This is a genomic window from Flavobacterium sp. 28YEA47A, from assembly GCF_041262125.1.
Classification (GTDB): Bacteria; Bacteroidota; Bacteroidia; order Flavobacteriales; family Flavobacteriaceae; genus Flavobacterium.
On record NZ_JBGCCI010000002.1, the window covers coordinates 51386 to 70530 of the forward strand.

A 19145-nucleotide genomic window follows, 5' to 3' on the forward strand; every position below is an offset into this window, starting at 1 on the left:
TCTTTCATAAAATCGAGGGGGATTGCATTCTTAAGAATGCAATCCCCCTCGATCACATTTGTTAATTAACAGAAAGACAGAAGAATATTGTTACGAATTTTAAAAAAATAAAAATAATCTGATTATTTTCGCAATGAAAACGATTAAATTTCACAGGTTGTTTCTTTTTTAAATATGAAATCATTGAACAGGCTTTTACTTATTATTCTTTTTTTAACGGCTGAAATAGCTTATTCCCAAGGCGGCGCGCCATCTTGCGCCGAATTGCAGGCTAATTTTGAGCGCTACCAATCCTGCGCAACAAGTATTCCATTTACCAACTCGACCAATAACACCAGCGGAGAAACTTTTAACACGACCTGTATTCAGGAAAATTTCAGAGGTCCAACATGGTTTTTTATGAAAATAAAAACTAGTGGAAATATCTTTTTACAGATTTCGCAAGTTAGCAATGCGGGCATTTCTACTGATGTCGATTTTGTTTTATGGGGGCCTTTTAATAATTTGAACAATATTTGCAGCCAATTAAACATATCAAAAGAAGTAGATTGCAGTTGGTTGCCAAATGGTATAGAAAATGTCGCATTACCTAATGCGGTGGCTGGAGAAATTTACATTCTTTTAGTTGACAATTATTCCAATACTCCCGGTCAGATTACAATTACACAGACAGGCGGTAACGGAAGTTCCGATTGTAGCTTTCTTTCTTCAGTCAAAATAAAAGACAATACAGGTAACGATATTACACAACTCAATTATTGCAAGCCGGACACCAAAGACCTTGTAGCTACAATTGACGTAACAGATTTCCCTGGAAATGTGAGTGATTTAAGATTTAATTATAAATGGTATAAAGACGGTATATTGCTTAGCACCATTGCAAATTCACTCTCAAACACCAATACACTTACCGTATCTGAAAGTGGTCTCTATAAAGTAGAGACTACTGCATATGACAGTACCGATCCTACGGTCAATCAGAATGACCTTCAAGTTAGCGATGCTGAAATAGACCTAAAATTCTATACAGCTCCCAACATGACGCTACAACACACCAATACGCAATGTTTGGCCAGCAATCCCGTTTTACAGATGGTTGATAACAATACAGTAGTACAGACGTATACTTATGAATGGTTCCGAAATTGGACTTCTATTCCAGGAGCAAGCAGTTCTACTTTCACACCAACTTTACCAGGTATGTATTTTGTCAGGATTTCAAATGCTGGCTGTCCTTCTTTTGATTCTAATACTATTTCGATTTACGAATCTCCACAAGTCACCATATCCAATAACCAGACAATCTGTGAAAATGATACTTACCAGATAACTTCCGCTATTTCCAATACCGCCAATCTTACCAATATAACATATCAATGGTATAAAGATGGTAATTTAATACCGGGAGCCACATCAAGTGCTTATACAGTTTCTTTAGCTGGCCAAAACGCCAACACCACATCATCTTATGTTTTAGAAGCAACAGAACAAGGATTATGCACTACTTCTTCAAACGCAGTATCTATTACAATTAATGCCAAACCTCTTTTAAGCGCAACACCAGTAGCATTGCAGCAGTGTGATTATATTTCACCAAACAATGATGGATTTGCAATTATAAATCTTACGCAAGCATACAACAGCCTGACAAACGGTGACTCAGCACTTACTTTAAGCTACTTTTTAGATGCAGGTTTGACTCAGCAAATAGCTACGCCTAATTCTTTCACTAATACTATTCCTTACACTCAGAATATTTATGTTACAGGTATAAATCCAATGCATACTCCTATCTGTACGTCGAATGTAGCAATAATCAATCTTACTGTCAGCCCTACCAGCGTTGCTAATTATACAGACTTAGCACCCGTTTGCCCGGAATTGAATGCTAATTACGGATTCATCGATTTCAATTCAAAAAGGACAACAATAAAAGGCACTTATTTCCCTACCACCAATGTAGATATTGCTTTTTACAGCAATGAAATAGATGCTTCAGTAGAAGAAAATGCACTAACCAATTCCTCTCAAATACCAATAGGCATTTCAACAATTTATGCCCGAATAGAAACCAATAACAATTGTGCAGGAATAGGAACGTTTAAAGTGGAAGTACACGCCAGTCCTGCCTTGAATCCAATTGTCCCGATCAATGCTTGCGAGACAGAAACCATTATTCTGGCAAACAAAGACAGTGAAATATTGGCTGGACAAAATCCAACCGTACGTGTTACTTATTTTAATACGTTTAACAATGCTCGTGACAACACGGCTGCCATAAACAAAAACACTGCTCTGCCGATTACTGTAGGAACAAAAACAATTTATGTACGCCAATTCGATACTGCTACACAATGCTTTTCTATTGCAAATTTTGATATTCACGTGTTTGCAAATCCGACAATCACTGTTCCTGATCCGATTACAATTTGTGGCAGTAACACAGCTGATTTTAATCTTGACAGCAGAATTCAGCAAATTACTTCCGGCAACACGAACTACAGGGTTTTCTTTTATGAAACTCCGGCTGATTTGGCATCTAATACACCTATAACCATTACAAATCCATATAATTCAACTTCAAAAACAATTTCTATTAAAGTAGTCGATCCAACGGGAAATAATTGCTTTTCAACAACAACTCTAAGACTGAATGTTGTAGGAAGTCCGGGTAGTACAACCAATCCGGATGACATAGAAGCTTGTGATGATAGCGGGTTCTATCAATTCAACCTTGCGCAAAGGCAAGCTCAAATGGCAGGAGCAACTCCTTTAAACACTATTCAGTTCAGATACTACATCCGTGAAGCTGATGCACTGAGCAATTCTAACAATACAATTGCTACTCCGGCTAATTTCACCAATACGGTTATTTCCTACCAAAAAATATATGTGCGTCTGAATAGCACAATAAATATAAACAGCGAAAATGGAGAAGCCTGTTACAGGATACTCGAATTGGCATTATATGTAAGGCCATTCCCAGCTAACAATCTGCAAGAGTACCCTTATAGAATATGTATGGATATCCACAATAATGTCATAACTCCGGCATTTATAGATACGCAATTATCTGAAACCGATTATGATTTTGAATGGTATAACGGCCATAATGCTAATGCTTCTAACCTAATTTCTACTGAAACTGCAAGCACTTTCACTACATCTGTACAAGGAGATTATTCTGTTAAAATCACAAATACAACCAATGTGGCCCTTTGCTCTCGAGTCATAAATTTCACGGCTAAAAATTCGTTGATTCCATTTTCAATAACAGGTGATCCTGCGGAACAAATTACCTTTGAATCCGATAGTAAAGTTACTGCAATCGTTACGCCACAATCGCCAGACTTCCAATACATGATTGATGACAATGGCTGGCAGGACAGTAACGTATTCAACAATATCAAAGAAGGAATCCATACTCTAAAAGTGAGAAACAGATACGGTTGTGGTGAAATCAGTACTCGTATTGTAATCGTCGATTATCCAAAATATTTTACACCAAACGGAGATGGATACAATGACACCTGGAATATAGGCGGAAGAACATCGCTGGATATTTCGAACATCTACATTTTTGATCGCTATGGTAAAATTTTGACTGATCTTCGTCAAAACGGTACGGGTTGGGATGGTATATATAATGGTCGCCCAATGCCTGCTGATGATTACTGGTTCAAAATCATTTATCAAAAAGACGGAATAAAAAAGGAATTCAAAAGCCACTTTTCTTTAAAAAGATAAATACACAAAACTGCCTCTAAGGCAGTTTTTTATTTGGCCTCGTTTCGAATCAAATAAAAATAGTATTTTTGCAAACTGATAAAATTCCAATTTATGATTATCCAAAAAACCAGAGAAGAAATTGAGTTGATGCGCGAAAGTGCTCTTTTGGTTTCAAAGACGTTAGGTATGATAGCAAAAGAAATCAAACCTGGAGTTACAACCTTGCACCTTGATAAACTAGCGGAAGAATTTATCCGTGACCATGATGCTGTTCCTGGTTTTTTAGGTTTGTACGGCTGTCCGTCTTCAATACTCACCAGCGTTAACGATCAGGTCGTTCATGGCTTGCCTACAAACCGCCCGATTGAAGAAGGTGACGTTGTTTCTGTAGATTGCGGTGCTTTAAAAAACGAATTTTATGGCGACCATGCCTATACTTTTGAAATTGGAGAAGTAGCTCCTGAAACAAAAAAACTGTTACAAGTTACCAAAGAATCGCTCTATGTTGGAATACGAGAATTTAAAATCGGAAACCGCGTTGAAGATGTAGGAAATGCAATTCAAAAATATACTGAAGCACACGGTTATGGTGTTGTTCGCGAATTGGTAGGACACGGTCTTGGCAAAAAAATGCACGAAGATCCTGAAATGCCAAATTACGGAAAACGTGGTCGTGGAAAACTATTCATCGAAGGAATGGTAGTCGCTATCGAACCAATGATTAATTTGGGATCGAGAAACATCAAGCAGTTGAAAGACGGTTGGACAATTGTTACTGCCGACAGAAAACCAAGCGCACATTTCGAGCACGACGTAGCACTAATTGACGGAAAGCCGGAATTGCTTTCTACATTTGCTTATATTTATGATGCTCTGGGAATAAAAAGCGACGAAGAAAACGAATTTAGAAGACAGCCTTTGGTAATTTCCTAATGAAGAAAATTTTCAGATTTGTCTTAAACACTATCCCCAGGCCGATATTGATACGGCTAAGCTATGTTATACGTCCTGTTCTTGCTTTTGCTTTAAAAGGAAAAAAATATACCGATCCGATTGACGGAAAAAGTTTCAAGAAATTCCTGCCTTATGGTTATGGCACCCAACGGAACAATGTTCTTTCTCCAAGTACTTTATCGCTGGAAAGACATAGGCTGCTTTGGCTCTACTTGAAAAATGAGACCGATTTTTTCATCGCTCCTAAGAAAGTATTGCATTTTGCTCCTGAGCAGGCATTTTATAAAATCTTCAGGAACCAAAAGAATCTGGACTATACGACAACCGATTTGCTGTCGCCTTTAGCCGATGTGAAAGCAGATATCTGCAATCTTCCATTTGAAGACAATTCGTATGATATAATTTTGTGCAACCATGTCTTGGAACATATTCCGGACGACACTAAAGCGATGCAAGAACTGTTCAGGGTATTGAAACCAGGCGGAATGGGAATTTTCCAGATTCCTCAGGATTTGAAAAGAGCAACAACTTTTGAAGACAATTCGATTACCGATCAAAAAGAGCGGGCACGAATTTTTGGACAGTACGACCATGTTCGCGTTTACGGAAGAGACTATTTTGATAAATTAAGAAGTATAGGATTCACTGTTATAGAAGAAGATTACACTAAAAAAATAGGCCCGGAGCTTGTAGAAAAATATTGCCTGGCAGCTGGAGAAATTATACCTGTATGTTATAAATAATCAGTTCTGACCACAATAAAAAAGCCTGATGGAATTCCATCAGGCTTTTTGTTTAACCAAATCAGGATTTAGCTTTTTTCAGGCATCAGTATACCTACAACCTTGTCTTTTGTAAGATACTTTTTCGCTACATTCTGGATATCTTTTGCAGTAATCGCATTAATCTTCTCTTCTACTTTCAGAATATCTTCAGCATTAGTACCATTAACATAGGAACGGTTAAAATTAGACAGCCAATATCTGTTTTCTTTGATATCTTTTTTATAATCCAACAGTTCTGCTTCCTTATACTTCGTCACATCGGCAGCCTGAGGTCCGTTATCAATTATTTTCTGTAATTCTCTTAATGCAGAAGCAGTCAGCTTTTCAGCATTATCAGGACCGCATGGGAAATTGATCGAGAAATTATAAGAACCGTTTGGAACTTTGCTCATACTTCCTCTGGCACTAATTCCGTACACGCCACTCTCATTTTCTCTTAGTTCTTCAACCAATTTAATAGAGAGCACCTCACCTAGAGCTTCCATAGCCAAGGCTTCTTTCGGATCATATTGTGTATCACCGTAGAACATGATAGTAACAGTACTTTTCGGATCTGTACCTTTGTTTACGATTTTCTTATGCTCGCCTTTCAACATTCTGTAGCCAACATCAACCGCTTTTTCTTTCTTTTCGTTTGATGGCAAAGCAGCCAGATATTTCGCGGAGTATTCTTCAATTTTTTTATCATCAATATTCCCTACAAAGAAAAATTCAAAATCTGCAGCATTTGCAAAACGCTCTTTATATTTATTATAGGCCAGTTGGTAATCTGTAGCTTCCCATGCTTTTTCATCCGGTATCATGCCAAAGAATCTAGGATTATCTTTAAGCAGGTAACCGTATAATTCTTGTTGGAAATAAAAGCCTGGTTGTGATGCCATGTTTTTGAAGAAACTAACTTGTTTTTGCTTATAACCTTCAAAGGCATCAGTATCAAAATTCAGATCTGTGATATACGCCACAGTCATCTGGAACAGATATTCCAAATCTTTTGGAGTTGCACTTCCTCTAAGTCCTTCGGTTGTATTGCTAATGTATGGATTTACACCGGCTACTTTTCCAGACATAAATTTAGTGATATCATTTTCTTTCAATCCGGAAAAACCTGCTCTGGTCAATCCTCCATTCGCAAATTGGGTTTTCTTTAGCTCCTCAGCAGAATATAGGTTGGTTCCTCCAAAACTAACCGCATCCATCAAAACTTCGTCATTTTTGAAATCGGTTTTCTTATAAGTCACTTTTGCTCCATTGGAAAGGAAAAGTGTAGTTGTCCCAATTTTGTCATTTTTCTCTTTCTTAACAATAGTTCCCGACTTCAGTTCTTTTCTTAAAAGGCTTGAAGCCACTTCAGAATCTGTATATGGAGTAATTTCAGCATTATTTACTTTTAATGCTCCCAGTACTTCCTGCTCAGTTGGTTTTTTCAATCCTTCTTTTTCAGGGCCTGTCAAAATCACAACTCTATTATCTTCTTTGACATAATCTTTAACCAAACTATTTACATCTTTCAGTTCAATACCTGGCAATAGTTTTTTTGTCGCATTGTAAGTCCATTCAATTCCAGGAACCGGCTCTTTTAGCAGGAAATGTGATTGATATTCTCCAACAAATCTTCTTGACTCTGTTTTATCCCTATCGTTATAATCAGACTCCAGATTAGCCAGTATTTCCGACTTGGCACGGTCAAGTTCGCCTTGTGTAAAACCAAACTTTTTAACTCTTTCATTTTCAGTAACCAAAACCTTCAAAGCACTTACCTGTTTATCTTCCTGAGTCATTGCAAATGATTGGTAAGCCTCTTTTGTCCTCGCCCATGTACTTCCGTGATATGAATATCCGTAAGTGAATGGTGGTGTAGGTGAATTGGTCAACTCATTAAGCCTATTATTAATCATTGTAGAATATAATTCTTCAACAAGTGATTTCTTATAATCATTAATATTCACGACTGGTTTTCTTGAATCATAATCTTTGTGAATCAGCTGTACCTGTGATGATGAAGCTTCTTTATCAGTTTCAATCGCTACAAAAGTTTCCTTGTGGTTTGGAACATCATAAATCTTTCTTGGACGTTCATTTTTAGGATTTTTGTAGGATGCAAAATGATCTTTGATCTTTTTCTCCATTGCAGCTACATCAATATCTCCAACCACAATAACACTCATCAAATTCGGACGGTACCAATCTTTATAGAAATTGATCAGTTTGTCATACTTGAAATTTTCAAGGATTTCTTTTTTACCGATTGGCAAACGTTCTGCATAATGAGACTTATACATCATTTTCGGCATATACCGTCCCATCATTCTTTTGCTCGCACCTAACCCGATACGATATTCTTCCAAAACCACGCCTCTTTCCTTGTCAATTTCTTCAGGAGTCAAAACTGCGTTAAAAGCCCAGTCTTCTAAAATCTGGAATCCTTTCTCAAGTTTTTCAGGATCATCAGAAGGAATTGGAAGGAAATAAACCGTTTCATCAAAACTAGTATAAGCGTTCAAGTGTTGCCCAAACTTAACACCTATACTTTGCAGATAATCTACCAGCTTGTTTTTTGGAAAACGTTTTGTTCCGTTAAAACACATATGTTCCATAAAATGCGCAAGACCTTGTTGGTCGTCGTTCTCAAGAATAGAACCAGCATTAATGACAAGTCTCAGATCTACCTTGTTTTCTGGTTTTGCGTTTTTCTTAATGTAATAGGTTAATCCGTTTTCTAATTTTCCTGTTTTCACAGTGGGGTCAAACGGGATTGGCGCATCGCCTTTAAGTTCTTGTGCAAAAATTGACATTGGAAACGCCAATAAAAACACAAATAGTTTGTTGTAATGTTTCATAGGTTTGTTATTTACTTGGTTATAAATCTAAAATTATAACTATAAATACCGTTACTTATTGTAAAAAAATTAACACATTTTACACAATATCTATTATTCTAAAGTATTTTATATCAATTTTTTAATGTTTCTAAAATTTGGCATAATTCTCGCACAATTTTATTTGTCTTATATTTGTTATTATATAAATCCGAAAATCTTTCCAACAGATGAAGAAGAATTATTTTATTGTTTTACTAGCCTGTTTGTTTTTTAGCCAAAGCAAGGCGCAGGTTCAAACCGAAATTGACCCGCCTTTCAACATAAAAACCGTTTCATTTGTCCAAAGCGGACAAAATGTAATACCAATATTCCATCTTCAGGAAGGATTTCAGCTTCAATTTGATGACCTTTACGGAAATGAGGCCAACTATTATTATGAAATTGTACACTGCGATTATAATTGGACTCCATCACAACTAGTTAAGAGCGAATACATTCAAGGATTTGACAATCAACGAATTCAGGATTATGAAAATTCTTTTAATACGCTACAGCTTTATTCACATTACCGACTGCCATTTCCAAATAAGTTTACGCAGTTTAGAGTAAGTGGTAATTATATTATCAAAATATTAAATGAAGACAAGGATGTGGTTTTTTCACGAAAATTTATCTTGTATGAAGATTTAGTATCGGTTCCATTACAAATCAAAAGAGCCAGAGACGTCCGTAATATCAATTATATGCACAATCTTGACTTTGCTGTCAAATCCAATTCCATAACTTTTGTCAATCCCTTGCAAAACGTCAAAGTCATGTTGCTTCAAAACGGAGAATTCAAGCAAGCCATCTATAACGTCAAGCCACAATACACTATCGGGAATGATCTGATTTACAAATACGATAAAGAGACACAATTCTGGGGTGGTAATGAATTTTTATATTTCGACAACAAAGAAATCCGGGCTTCCGTTAATAATATAAATTACGTACGGGCGAAAGACCTTTATGAGCCGCATCTTTATATTAATAAACCAAGAGGCAATCAAGTATATACCTATTATCCTGATGTAAACGGGAATTTTGTAGTTCGTAATTTCAACACACAAAACAACGAAATAGAAGCTGATTATGCCTGGGTATTTTTCACGCTAGATGCTCCTAGTTATTATGGAAAGGGCGACATATACATCAACGGTATGTTTAACAACTATGCCTTAAACGATGAAAACCGTATGGATTTCAACCAGAAAACAGGCATGTATGAAAAAGCAATTGTAATCAAGCAAGGATTTACCAATTACCAATATGTAATTGCAGATAAAAAAGGTAAAATAGACCATGCCGATGCCATTGATGGAAACTTTTACCAAACTGAAAATAACTATCAGGTAATCGTTTATTATCGAGGTCTCAATGAAAGATATGACAAGGTGATTGGAAAAGGAACCGCCAATTCTCAAAACATCGTAAATTAAAAAGCTAAAAAACTGTTTTTAAAACCATTAACCAAAATTTAGCAACAAAAACACTAATCCAATAGTATAAATTTGTACTTTTGAAACATTATTAGCATTCTATGGTTACGCAAATAACTCGAGGTATTAAAATTTCTGTCTTGACTAGTTTTGAAGGGACTTACTTCAAAAACTACAAGATTCATTTTGCCTTTAGTTATGAAATCACAATTGAGAATCATAGCAAGGATTCTGTCCAGTTGATGTCGCGCCATTGGGAAATCTTTGACTCCCTAAACAACAAAGATTTTGTTGACGGCGAAGGTGTTATCGGTAAAAAACCGGTTCTTAAACCTGGCGAATCACATACGTATAGCTCCGGCTGCCTTCTTTCATCTCCTTTTGGAGCAATGAAAGGCTATTTCAACATGATCAACTTCACTTCAACAAGAAGCTTCAGGGTTATTGTACCAACCTTCAGGCTAAGTGCTCCTTTTGCCTTGAATTAGCCGTAGACCGCATAAAAACTTATAATCCTTACGAATTAAAGACATTGCCTGAACGATTGTTATCAAAATGGTAATTCTTTCAAAATTCCCTATTCATTTCGTATCTTTGCCATGCAAAAATTTGATTATTAAATATAAAAACAAATAAGTATGCCAAAAGGAATTTACAACGTCCCAACAGCGGTTAACGAAGTCGTTAAGTCTTACGCTCCGGGAAGTCCAGAAAGAGAACAAGTTTTAAAAACGTATAAAGAATTATATAATTCCACTGTCGATATTCCTTTGTTTATTGGCAATGAGGAAATCAAAACAGGAGATACTAAAAGACTGTTTCCTCCATTTGACCACCAACATACGCTAGGACAATACCACCAAGCTGACAAAGCACTTGTAGAAAAAGCAATTGCATCGGCTTTGGAAGCTCGTAAAAAATGGGCTACAATGCCATGGGAACACAGAGCTGCAATTTTCCTTAAAGCTGCTGAATTGTTAGCTGGACCTTACCGCTCAAAAATCAATGCTGCAACAATGATTGCTCAAGGAAAAACCGTTCACCAGGCAGAAATTGATTCTGCTTGTGAATTCATTGACTTCTTGCGTTTCAATGTGCAGTACATGACTGAAATTTATGCTCAACAGCCTGTATCTTCAGAAGGAATCTGGAACCGTCTTGAGCACCGTCCGTTAGAAGGTTTTGTATACGCTATTACACCTTTCAACTTTACGGCTATTTCAGGAAACCTTCCTTCATGTGTTGCCTTAATGGGAAATGTTGTAGTATGGAAACCTTCTGCAACTCAAATCTATTCTGCAAACGTAATTATGGAAGTATTCCAAAAAGCAGGATTGCCAAATGGCGTAATCAATATGATTAGCGGAGACTCAGCAATGATTACTGACACAATTCTGGACAGTGCTGATTTTGCAGGTATTCACTTTACAGGTTCAACTGGTGTATTCAACAGCATGTGGGCAAAAATTGGACAAAACATTAGCAAATACAAAACATATCCTCGAATTGTAGGTGAAACCGGAGGAAAAGATTTCGTATGGGCACACCCTTCTTCAAATCCGATTGAAGTTGCTACAGCATTAACACGCGGATCTTTTGAATATCAGGGACAAAAATGTTCTGCTGCTTCAAGAGCTTACATCCCTACCTCAATCTGGAATGCTGTAAAAGACCGTCTGATTGCTGATGTAAAATCATTCAAGATGGGTTCACCGGAAGACACTTCAAATTTTGTTTCTGCTGTAATCTCAGAATCATCATTTGACAAATTAGCCAAAGCTATTGATGCAGCTAAAGCCTCTTCAGAAGCTGAAGTAATCGTAGGTGGTGGTTATGACAAATCTAAAGGATGGTTTATCGAGCCAACAGTGATCGTTACAACCAATCCGAAATACGACACCATGGAAACGGAATTGTTCGGCCCTGTTTTGACGATATATGTTTATGAAGATGCTAAATGGGAAGAGTCACTTAAATTAGTTGACGAAACTTCTATTTATGCTTTGACAGGTGCAATTTTCTCTCAAGATCGTTATGCAATTGATGTTGCAGCAAAAGCCTTGGTTAATGCAGCCGGAAACTTCTATATCAATGACAAACCAACTGGAGCTGTTGTTGGCCAACAGCCTTTTGGTGGTGCAAGAGCTTCAGGAACAAATGACAAAGCCGGTTCTATTTTGAACCTACTTCGTTGGGTTTCTCCAAGAACAATTAAGGAGACATTTATTCCTGCTACAGACTACAGATACCCTTTTCTTGGGTAGTGGATAGTTGAAAGTGGATAGTGTATAGTTATCTGCCGATTGTCAAGAGTTAGAAAGTCGAAAGTTTTAGAATTTTTGACCCAATATAAAAAAGCCGAATCTGAATTCAGATTCGGCTTTTTACTTTATATCTTTTTTCCCCTTAGCGCCTTAGCAACGATACACTATCCACTTTCAACTATCCCTTATACTTCAAGGGTAGGTGTACCACTTTTTTAGTCTCAAAAAACTCATTATCAAAGAAAGTGGCAATAGGATACTCTGTAGCTTTTGGAAAATCTTTTAATTCCTCTGTCAGGTCACCACCTTTCAGATATAAAATTCCGTTTTTAAGTTCGTGTTTTTGCTGTTTTTTAATTTTCAGCCTTACCCAACTCACAAAATCAGGCATATTAGTAACGGCACGGCTGACAATAAAATCAAAATCGCCTTTGACATTTTCAGCACGAATCTGTTCCGCTTTTACATTCTTCAACTCTAAAGCCTCAGCAACAGCCTGGACAACCTTTATTTTTTTTGCGATAACATCAATCAGATAAAATCGGGTTTCCGGAAAAAGAATCGCCAATGGAATTCCTGGAAAACCACCACCAGTTCCAACATCCAGAACATAAGTTCCCGGTTCAAACTCTTGAATTTTTGCAATTGCCAAAGAATGCAATATGTGCTTTGTATATAATTCATCAATATCCTTACGCGAAATAACGTTGATTTTCGCATTCCAATCGTGATAAAGTCCCTCTAATTTTTGAAACTGCTGTTTCTGAATATCAGATAGATTAGGGAAATATTTTAGAATTTCTTCCATTTTAAAAATTTTCACAAAAGTAAACATTTTCAAATTGAAATTTTTTAGGTTTTTATCCGTTTACATAAACAAGAATCTTTACCTTTGAAGTCTTATTTTGATTAATTATAAATTATATATGAATACCACAATTCCAACGTTTTCCAAACAAGACAGCTTGAAATTTTTCAGAACCCTGAATACGCGCGTCAACAATTATTTCAAGGAAAATAATATCAAGAAAACCGGAAACTGGAAACTACACCTAAAGGCTATCGTCATGTTTACGATTTTCCTGACTCCATATTTCCTGATCTTGACTTTAAATATGCCTTTTTGGGTAATGTTGCTTTTGTCAATCGTAATCGGTATTGGAATGGCTGGCGTTGGAATGAACGTCATGCACGACGGAAACCACGGTTCCTATTCTAACAAATCCTGGCTGAACAAATTCATGGGCGGCAGTATTTACATTTTAGCCGGTAATGTCTACAATTGGCAAGTACAGCATAATGTTCTTCACCATACTTATACCAACATTCACGGACATGATGAAGATCTTGATGCAGGAAGGATTATCCGATTTACACAAGAAGCAAAATGGTATAGATTCCACAAATTCCAACATTATTACTCGGTATTCCTTTACGGATTATTGACTTTTAACTGGGCGATTACAACCGATTTCAAACAAATGAAAAGCTATTTGAAAAGAAAACTGTCGTATGGAGAACCTCAAAGCCCGGCTAAATTATGGACGGTTTTGGTCATCACAAAAATCATCTATATTTCCATCTGGCTTGTACTTCCAATGATTTTGGGAATCACCTGGTGGAAAGTAGTATTAGGCTTTTTGGTAATGCACTATACGGCAGGATTGATTTTGAGTATCATTTTCCAATTAGCTCATGTCGTGGAAGAAACCGCTAATCCTATCCCAAATGAAGAAGGAGAAATTGAAAACACCTGGGCTATCCACCAACTGTATACCACTGCTAATTTTGCTCCAAAAAACAGAATTGTTAACTGGTTTACAGGAGGATTAAACCACCAGATTGAACATCATATTTTCCCACATATCAGTCATGTGCATTACGGAAAAATTGCAGAAATCGTAAAAGAGACAGCAAAAGAATGCAATTTGCCTTACCACGAATTCAAAACCATGCGAGGTGCTGTCGTAGCTCATTTCAAACACTTGAAAGAATTAGGACAAAACCCGGCAATGGCATAATCGATTAAAAAACAAACAATACGTTTTCCATGAATCATTTATCGGATAGAATCAACAGATTATCAACTTCTCAGACTTTGGCAATGGCAGCATTGGCAAGAGAATTAAAAGCACAAGGAAAAGATATTATCAGCTTGAGCTTAGGTGAACCTGATTTTAATACGCCTGACTTCATCAAAGAAGCGGCAAAAAAAGCAATCGACGAAAACTACAGCACCTATACACCTGTAGACGGTTATGCTGATCTGAAAGAAGCGATATGCAGAAAATTCAAAAGAGACAATAACCTTGACTATACGCCTGCCAACATTGTCGTTTCGACAGGTGCCAAACAATCTCTATACAACGTTGCACAGGTAATGTTAAACGATGGTGACGAAGTAATTCTTCCTGCTCCTTACTGGGTAAGCTATTACGAAATTATCAAAATGTCGGGCGGTATTCCGGTAGAAGTCCCTACAACTGTAGAAAGTGATTTCAAAATTACGCCGGAACAGCTGGAAAAAGCAATTACTCCAAAAACAAAAATGATATGGTACAGTTCACCATGTAATCCTAGCGGTTCTGTTTACAGTCGTGAAGAGATGACAGCCTTAGCAAAAGTATTGGAAAAACATCCTAATATTTTTGTAGTAGCTGATGAAATCTACGAGCATATCAACTTTTCAGGAACATTTTGCAGCATTGCTTCTATTCCGGGAATGTTTGAAAGAACGGTAACAGTGAATGGTGTGGCAAAAGCGTTTGCTATGACAGGATGGAGAATAGGATATATTGGCGCTCCGGAATTCATCGCAAAAGCCTGTACAAAAATGCAAGGACAAGTAACAAGTGGTGCGAATTCTATAGCACAAAGAGCAACAATAACAGCGGTTGATGCAGATCCAAGCGTACTAAACGGAATGGTAGCTGCTTTTAAAAACCGTAGAAATTTAGTTGTGGGATTGATTAAAGAAATTCCAGGCTTAAAATTAAATGTTCCTGAAGGTGCTTTTTATGTTTTCCCTGATGTTTCTTCCTTTTTTGGAAAAACGTTACGTGGAACCGAAATCAAAAATGCAGATGACTTTTCTATGTACCTTTTAGCAGAAGCCAATGTAGCTACTGTAACCGGGGATGCCTTTGGAAATCCGAACTGTATCCGCTTGTCTTACGCAACCAGCGAAGAGCTGCTGACCGAAGCCTTGCGAAGAATCAAAGAAGTTTTAGCTTAAACAAATACCGCCCTGAGGAAACTTGGGGCTTTTTTATTCATAACCCTTTCAGGGTTTAAAACCCTGAAAGGGTTATTTAAAACGATACCAAATGTCAAAAATATTATTACTCGGTTCCGGAGAATTAGGAAAAGAATTCACAATTGCTGCCCAGCGCATCGGACAAACCGTGATTGCTGTTGATAGTTACGAAAATGCTCCTGCCATGCAGGTAGCTCATGGATTTGAAGTCATCAACATGCTCGATGGAGACGCTTTAGATCAGATTGTAGCAAAACACCGACCTGATTTTATAGTTCCGGAAATTGAAGCCATCCGTACCGAACGTTTTTACGATTACGAAAAGCAAGGATATACCGTGGTTCCTTCTGCGAAAGCAGCCAACTTCACTATGAATCGAAAAGCAATCCGCGATCTGGCAGCAAAAGAACTGGGTTTAAAGACTGCAAATTATCGATATGCTACTTCTTCCGAACAATTACATAAAGCCGTTGAAGAAATTGGAATTCCTTGCGTAGTAAAACCTTTGATGTCGTCTTCCGGAAAAGGACAATCAACCATCAAATCTCCAGATGACATTGAAAAAGCATGGAACTATGCCGTAGAAGGTTCACGTGGCGATGTTGTAGAAGTTATCGTAGAAGCTTTTGTAAAATTCAATTCTGAAATTACCTTACTGACCATTACCCAAAACAATAACCCGACGCTTTTCTGCGCTCCAATTGGACATAGGCAGGAACGTGGTGACTATCAGGAAAGCTGGCAGCCGGCACGAATCTCAGATAAGGATTTATTTGAAGCACAAGACATGGCTGAAAAAGTAACTGAAGCTTTAGGAGGCGCAGGTCTTTTTGGCGTAGAATTTTTTCTGGCAGATGATGGCGTATACTTCTCCGAGTTATCTCCAAGACCTCACGATACGGGAATGGTGACTTTGGCCGGAACACAAAATTTTAACGAATTTGAATTGCATCTCAGAGCCATTTTGAGCCTGCCTATTTTTGAAATAAAACTGGAAAAAGCCGGAGCAAGTGCCGTGATTCTTGCATCAGAAAACTCGTCAAACCCGGCTTACGAAGGCATTGAAAAAATTGCCGGACTTGCCAAAACCGATTTCAGAATCTTTGGCAAACCGACAACAAGACCTTATCGCAGAATGGGAGTAGCCTTAACAAACGATTCTCTTGACATACCGGTAGAAGAAGTAGTTGAAAGAGCTAAAGACGCAGCCAGGCTAATAACCGTAAAATAAATTCTATATGAAAAACATCATCGCTATCGCATTCCTATTTTTATCTTTTGTCGCCAACGCACAAAATTCAAATGCGAAAAAAGTAAACTCAAAAAAGACCACACCAAAATCTCAAATAGTGGAAGCGTCCTGCGGACAGTGCAAGTTTGGAATGAAAGGACATGGTTGTGACCTTGCCGTTCGTATTGACGGGAAACCGTATTTTGTTGACGGTACCGGAATTGACGACCACGGCGATTCTCATGCTGACGATGGTTTTTGCTCCAAAATCAGAAAAGCAGAAGTTACAGGCGAAGTCAAAAACAATCGTTTTGTAGCAACTTCATTCAAATTGCTTCCCGAAGGTAAATAATTTATAAGTTTCACGCTTAATGTTTAGCGGCTCTGCGTCTTTGCGAGAGATTATTTTCACGCAAAGACGCAGAGCCGCTAAGTCTATAAAGAAGAAGTCATGAAAGTAAATTCTTTTGCTTTCTATCATTTCGCTTAATGCGTCCAAATAAATTGCTTAATCCTAGCATAAAAAAAGCGCCCAAATTGGGCGCTTTTTTATTATTTTTTCTTTCCGATATTCTTGTTTTCAAAACTCGAAACATCAATCACTTCCTCTAAATCTACATCAAAAGAAATTGAAATCGAATCGCCAACAACCGTTACCGGGAGTTCGTTGGACAATTGAGACGATCCTACAAAAATATTAGGATAATCTTTTACCGTAAAATAATAGAAACTGTTTCCGTTTTTGACATCACTGCTGATTCTCGTTACTACCGATTTCACACTTTTTTTACTGGTGATACTTTCTGGATTTATCCCATTATCTGCCATATTGTATACGTTCTTGTAGGCCATCAGTGTTTCCCTCATCGTATTCCCTACTCCAACAATTGTATAGTCACTTATAGAAACCATTGCAAACATTTTTACCAGACCTCCATCATCTTTAAGTGTCATGACATAAGTCGGGATATTATTGATTACATATGGAATTGGCAACGAAGCATGGTATCCCTTTTCCTGAACTTTACCTTCGGCTGAACTTTGTGCAGCATATTCTGTAGCTCCACTTTGCTTATAATAAGTCGTTTCTTTGGTTCGCGTATCGACCAATACAAATCCTACAGTTGATTCTTCTTTTCCAACAGACGACAAACCGGTATACCAGTATGATTTATGATTCTCTCCATAAACCAAGGTCAATCCTTCTGTAGTTTGCAATTTATTTTCATTCGAAAAATTCCAATAGCCGTGTACATATTCGCCCCAATCATTAAGCTGTTCCTGGATAAAACTTATCGGCTGTATTCTATCAACCCATAATGGTGTATTGTTAATATCATATTCTTTTATTTCTCCTGTCTGAGCATCGACCGTTAAAACACCTGTAGCATTATTTCCTGCAAAACCTATTGTCTTTTTGTATTTGGTAACAACCCAATACGGATTGCCCGCATCATCAATCTCAAAATTAAAATCTTCTAACCCTACTGTTGCATAACCATTGAAATAAACATGCCTGTCAATTCTTGAACCAAAATAAGCTGCCGGCTGATATTTAATCTTAAGCGCTTTTCCGTTGACATTCTGGATTAGCTTAACATCTCTTTCATTGGTGGCAGAAACCATTACATAACCCGGAGTTCCTTCAGAATTCTTATACCATTTAAAAAAACCGGTATGCAACAATGGTGCAACCCAATATAATTCGTCATTTACCTTTTGTATTGTAAACTCTCCTATCTCGGCCTGACTACCCAATGATGGCTGCGAACCTATAATTTTTTCACCCAAAAGCATTGCAAGTTCTTCATCAACCACTCTGATTTTATCTAAAGAGATGGGTGCTATATGATTTTTAAGATCATCTCCATTTTCAACCTTCCCAATTAGTTTTTGGTAGGCACCACTTCTGAACATCGGAAGCGAAGTCACTAGCGGCAAAACCAATACATAGAACAAAAGTCCGAAAGACAAAAAAAACAAAACTTTGTTCGTTTTTGAAAAAATATTCAGTTTTCTTGCTTTTGACGTTACTTCTACTTTAGAAAAAACCACAATCGCCATCAATGCAAGAAATAGTAGTATCAACGGCAGACCCACGAAGCCATAACTGATAACTGGCAATATAGTATAAAACAAAAAGAAGCCGATTAAAAGAAGGATGAGAATCAGAATAGTTTTTTTCATGGTGGTATTTTATTTAGTTTGCTTAATAAGTCTAAGAACCTTAAAAATGTTACATCTCTCCTAAAGCAGATTATTCGAATATTTTATAAAGTTTTTTCTACCTTTATAATACACTCAATACGAACCTTTAAAACTAGGATGTCATGGAAGATAAGAAAGAATATTCAAATGGAGAAGTAACGGTTGTCTGGCAAGCAGAAAAATGCATCCATTCAACCAATTGTGTCAAAAACAATCCTCAGGTTTTTCAGCCCAAAATGAGACCCTGGATTCAAATTGACGGCTCATCAAGCGATAAAATTATCGATACGGTAAAAAAATGCCCTTCGGGAGCTTTAAGTTTTTATCAAAATAATCCATCATAATTTTGCATACTTCATCAATCTGTCCTTATTCTTAGAATTTTCGCAAAAACAACGATTGTAATTTACGTTTTACAAAA

The 19145-nt window shown here is 37.2% G+C and carries 14 protein-coding genes; 11 read left to right on the plus strand and 3 right to left on the minus strand.

The window, feature by feature from the left end; all coding sequences use genetic code 11:
* Positions 1 to 174: 174 nt before the first annotated feature.
* The 3 genes from ABH942_RS02810 to ABH942_RS02820 all read left to right on the plus strand — a co-directional run bounded on the left by ABH942_RS02810 (position 175) and on the right by ABH942_RS02820 (position 5426).
* Positions 175 to 3747: a T9SS type B sorting domain-containing protein gene (locus ABH942_RS02810; protein WP_370029480.1), complete on the plus strand. Its 3573-nt coding sequence runs from the start codon at positions 175 to 177 to the stop codon at positions 3745 to 3747.
* A gap of 93 nt (positions 3748 to 3840) precedes the next feature.
* Entirely contained in the window at positions 3841 to 4662 is an 822-nt protein-coding gene (gene map / locus ABH942_RS02815) for a type I methionyl aminopeptidase (RefSeq protein WP_370029481.1), read from the plus strand.
* On the plus strand, positions 4662 to 5426 hold the full coding sequence (locus ABH942_RS02820) for a class I SAM-dependent methyltransferase (protein ID WP_370029482.1): 765 nt from the start codon (positions 4662 to 4664) through the stop codon (positions 5424 to 5426). The genes map and ABH942_RS02820 overlap by 1 nt, the downstream gene beginning before the upstream one ends.
* 68 nt (positions 5427 to 5494) lie before the next feature.
* On the opposite strand, the gene ABH942_RS02825 is transcribed toward ABH942_RS02820, so the two are convergent.
* Entirely contained in the window at positions 5495 to 8305 is a 2811-nt protein-coding gene (locus ABH942_RS02825; protein ID WP_370029483.1) for a M16 family metallopeptidase, read from the minus strand.
* A gap of 209 nt (positions 8306 to 8514) precedes the next feature.
* Here ABH942_RS02825 and ABH942_RS02830 point away from each other — a divergent pair, with 209 nt between their 5' ends.
* The 3 genes from ABH942_RS02830 (at position 8515) to pruA (ending at position 12029) form a co-directional block, all read left to right on the plus strand.
* Positions 8515 to 9765, plus strand: a complete 1251-nt coding sequence (locus ABH942_RS02830; RefSeq protein WP_370029484.1) for a DUF5103 domain-containing protein — start codon at positions 8515 to 8517, stop codon at positions 9763 to 9765.
* Positions 9766 to 9866: 101 nt separating this feature from the next.
* The gene (gene apaG, locus ABH942_RS02835; RefSeq protein ID WP_140001899.1) at positions 9867 to 10253 is read left to right on the plus strand and encodes a Co2+/Mg2+ efflux protein ApaG; all 387 of its coding nucleotides are present in this window, start codon (positions 9867 to 9869) and stop codon (positions 10251 to 10253) included.
* Between the two features lie 150 nt (positions 10254 to 10403).
* The gene (pruA, locus tag ABH942_RS02840) at positions 10404 to 12029 is read left to right on the plus strand and encodes an L-glutamate gamma-semialdehyde dehydrogenase (RefSeq protein ID WP_370029485.1); all 1626 of its coding nucleotides are present in this window, start codon (positions 10404 to 10406) and stop codon (positions 12027 to 12029) included.
* Between the two features lie 178 nt (positions 12030 to 12207).
* On the opposite strand, the gene rsmG is transcribed toward pruA, so the two are convergent.
* Positions 12208 to 12837, minus strand: a complete 630-nt coding sequence (gene rsmG / locus ABH942_RS02845; protein ID WP_370029486.1) for a 16S rRNA (guanine(527)-N(7))-methyltransferase RsmG — start codon at positions 12835 to 12837, stop codon at positions 12208 to 12210.
* A 118-nt stretch (positions 12838 to 12955) separates the two neighbouring features.
* On the opposite strand from rsmG, the gene ABH942_RS02850 reads away from it, so the two are divergent.
* From ABH942_RS02850 to ABH942_RS02865, 4 genes are all read left to right on the plus strand, one after another.
* Entirely contained in the window at positions 12956 to 14050 is a 1095-nt protein-coding gene (locus ABH942_RS02850) for a fatty acid desaturase (protein WP_370029487.1), read from the plus strand.
* A 29-nt stretch (positions 14051 to 14079) separates the two neighbouring features.
* The gene (locus ABH942_RS02855) at positions 14080 to 15264 is read left to right on the plus strand and encodes a pyridoxal phosphate-dependent aminotransferase (protein ID WP_370029488.1); all 1185 of its coding nucleotides are present in this window, start codon (positions 14080 to 14082) and stop codon (positions 15262 to 15264) included.
* A 91-nt stretch (positions 15265 to 15355) separates the two neighbouring features.
* Positions 15356 to 16516 (plus strand): formate-dependent phosphoribosylglycinamide formyltransferase, encoded by a 1161-nt coding sequence (purT, locus tag ABH942_RS02860; protein ID WP_370029489.1) that lies wholly within the window; start codon positions 15356 to 15358, stop codon positions 16514 to 16516.
* Between the two features lie 7 nt (positions 16517 to 16523).
* Positions 16524 to 16868 carry a DUF6370 family protein gene (locus ABH942_RS02865; protein ID WP_370029490.1) on the plus strand — a complete coding sequence of 115 codons (345 nt, stop codon included), beginning with the start codon at positions 16524 to 16526 and terminating at the stop codon, positions 16866 to 16868.
* A gap of 200 nt (positions 16869 to 17068) precedes the next feature.
* Here ABH942_RS02865 and ABH942_RS02870 read toward each other — a convergent pair whose 3' ends face one another.
* Positions 17069 to 18703, minus strand: a complete 1635-nt coding sequence (locus tag ABH942_RS02870) for a hypothetical protein (protein WP_370029491.1) — start codon at positions 18701 to 18703, stop codon at positions 17069 to 17071.
* Between the two features lie 143 nt (positions 18704 to 18846).
* Between ABH942_RS02870 and ABH942_RS02875 the strand changes: the two genes are divergently transcribed.
* The gene (locus ABH942_RS02875) at positions 18847 to 19068 is read left to right on the plus strand and encodes a (4Fe-4S)-binding protein (RefSeq protein ID WP_370029492.1); all 222 of its coding nucleotides are present in this window, start codon (positions 18847 to 18849) and stop codon (positions 19066 to 19068) included.
* Positions 19069 to 19145: the final 77 nt, after the last annotated feature.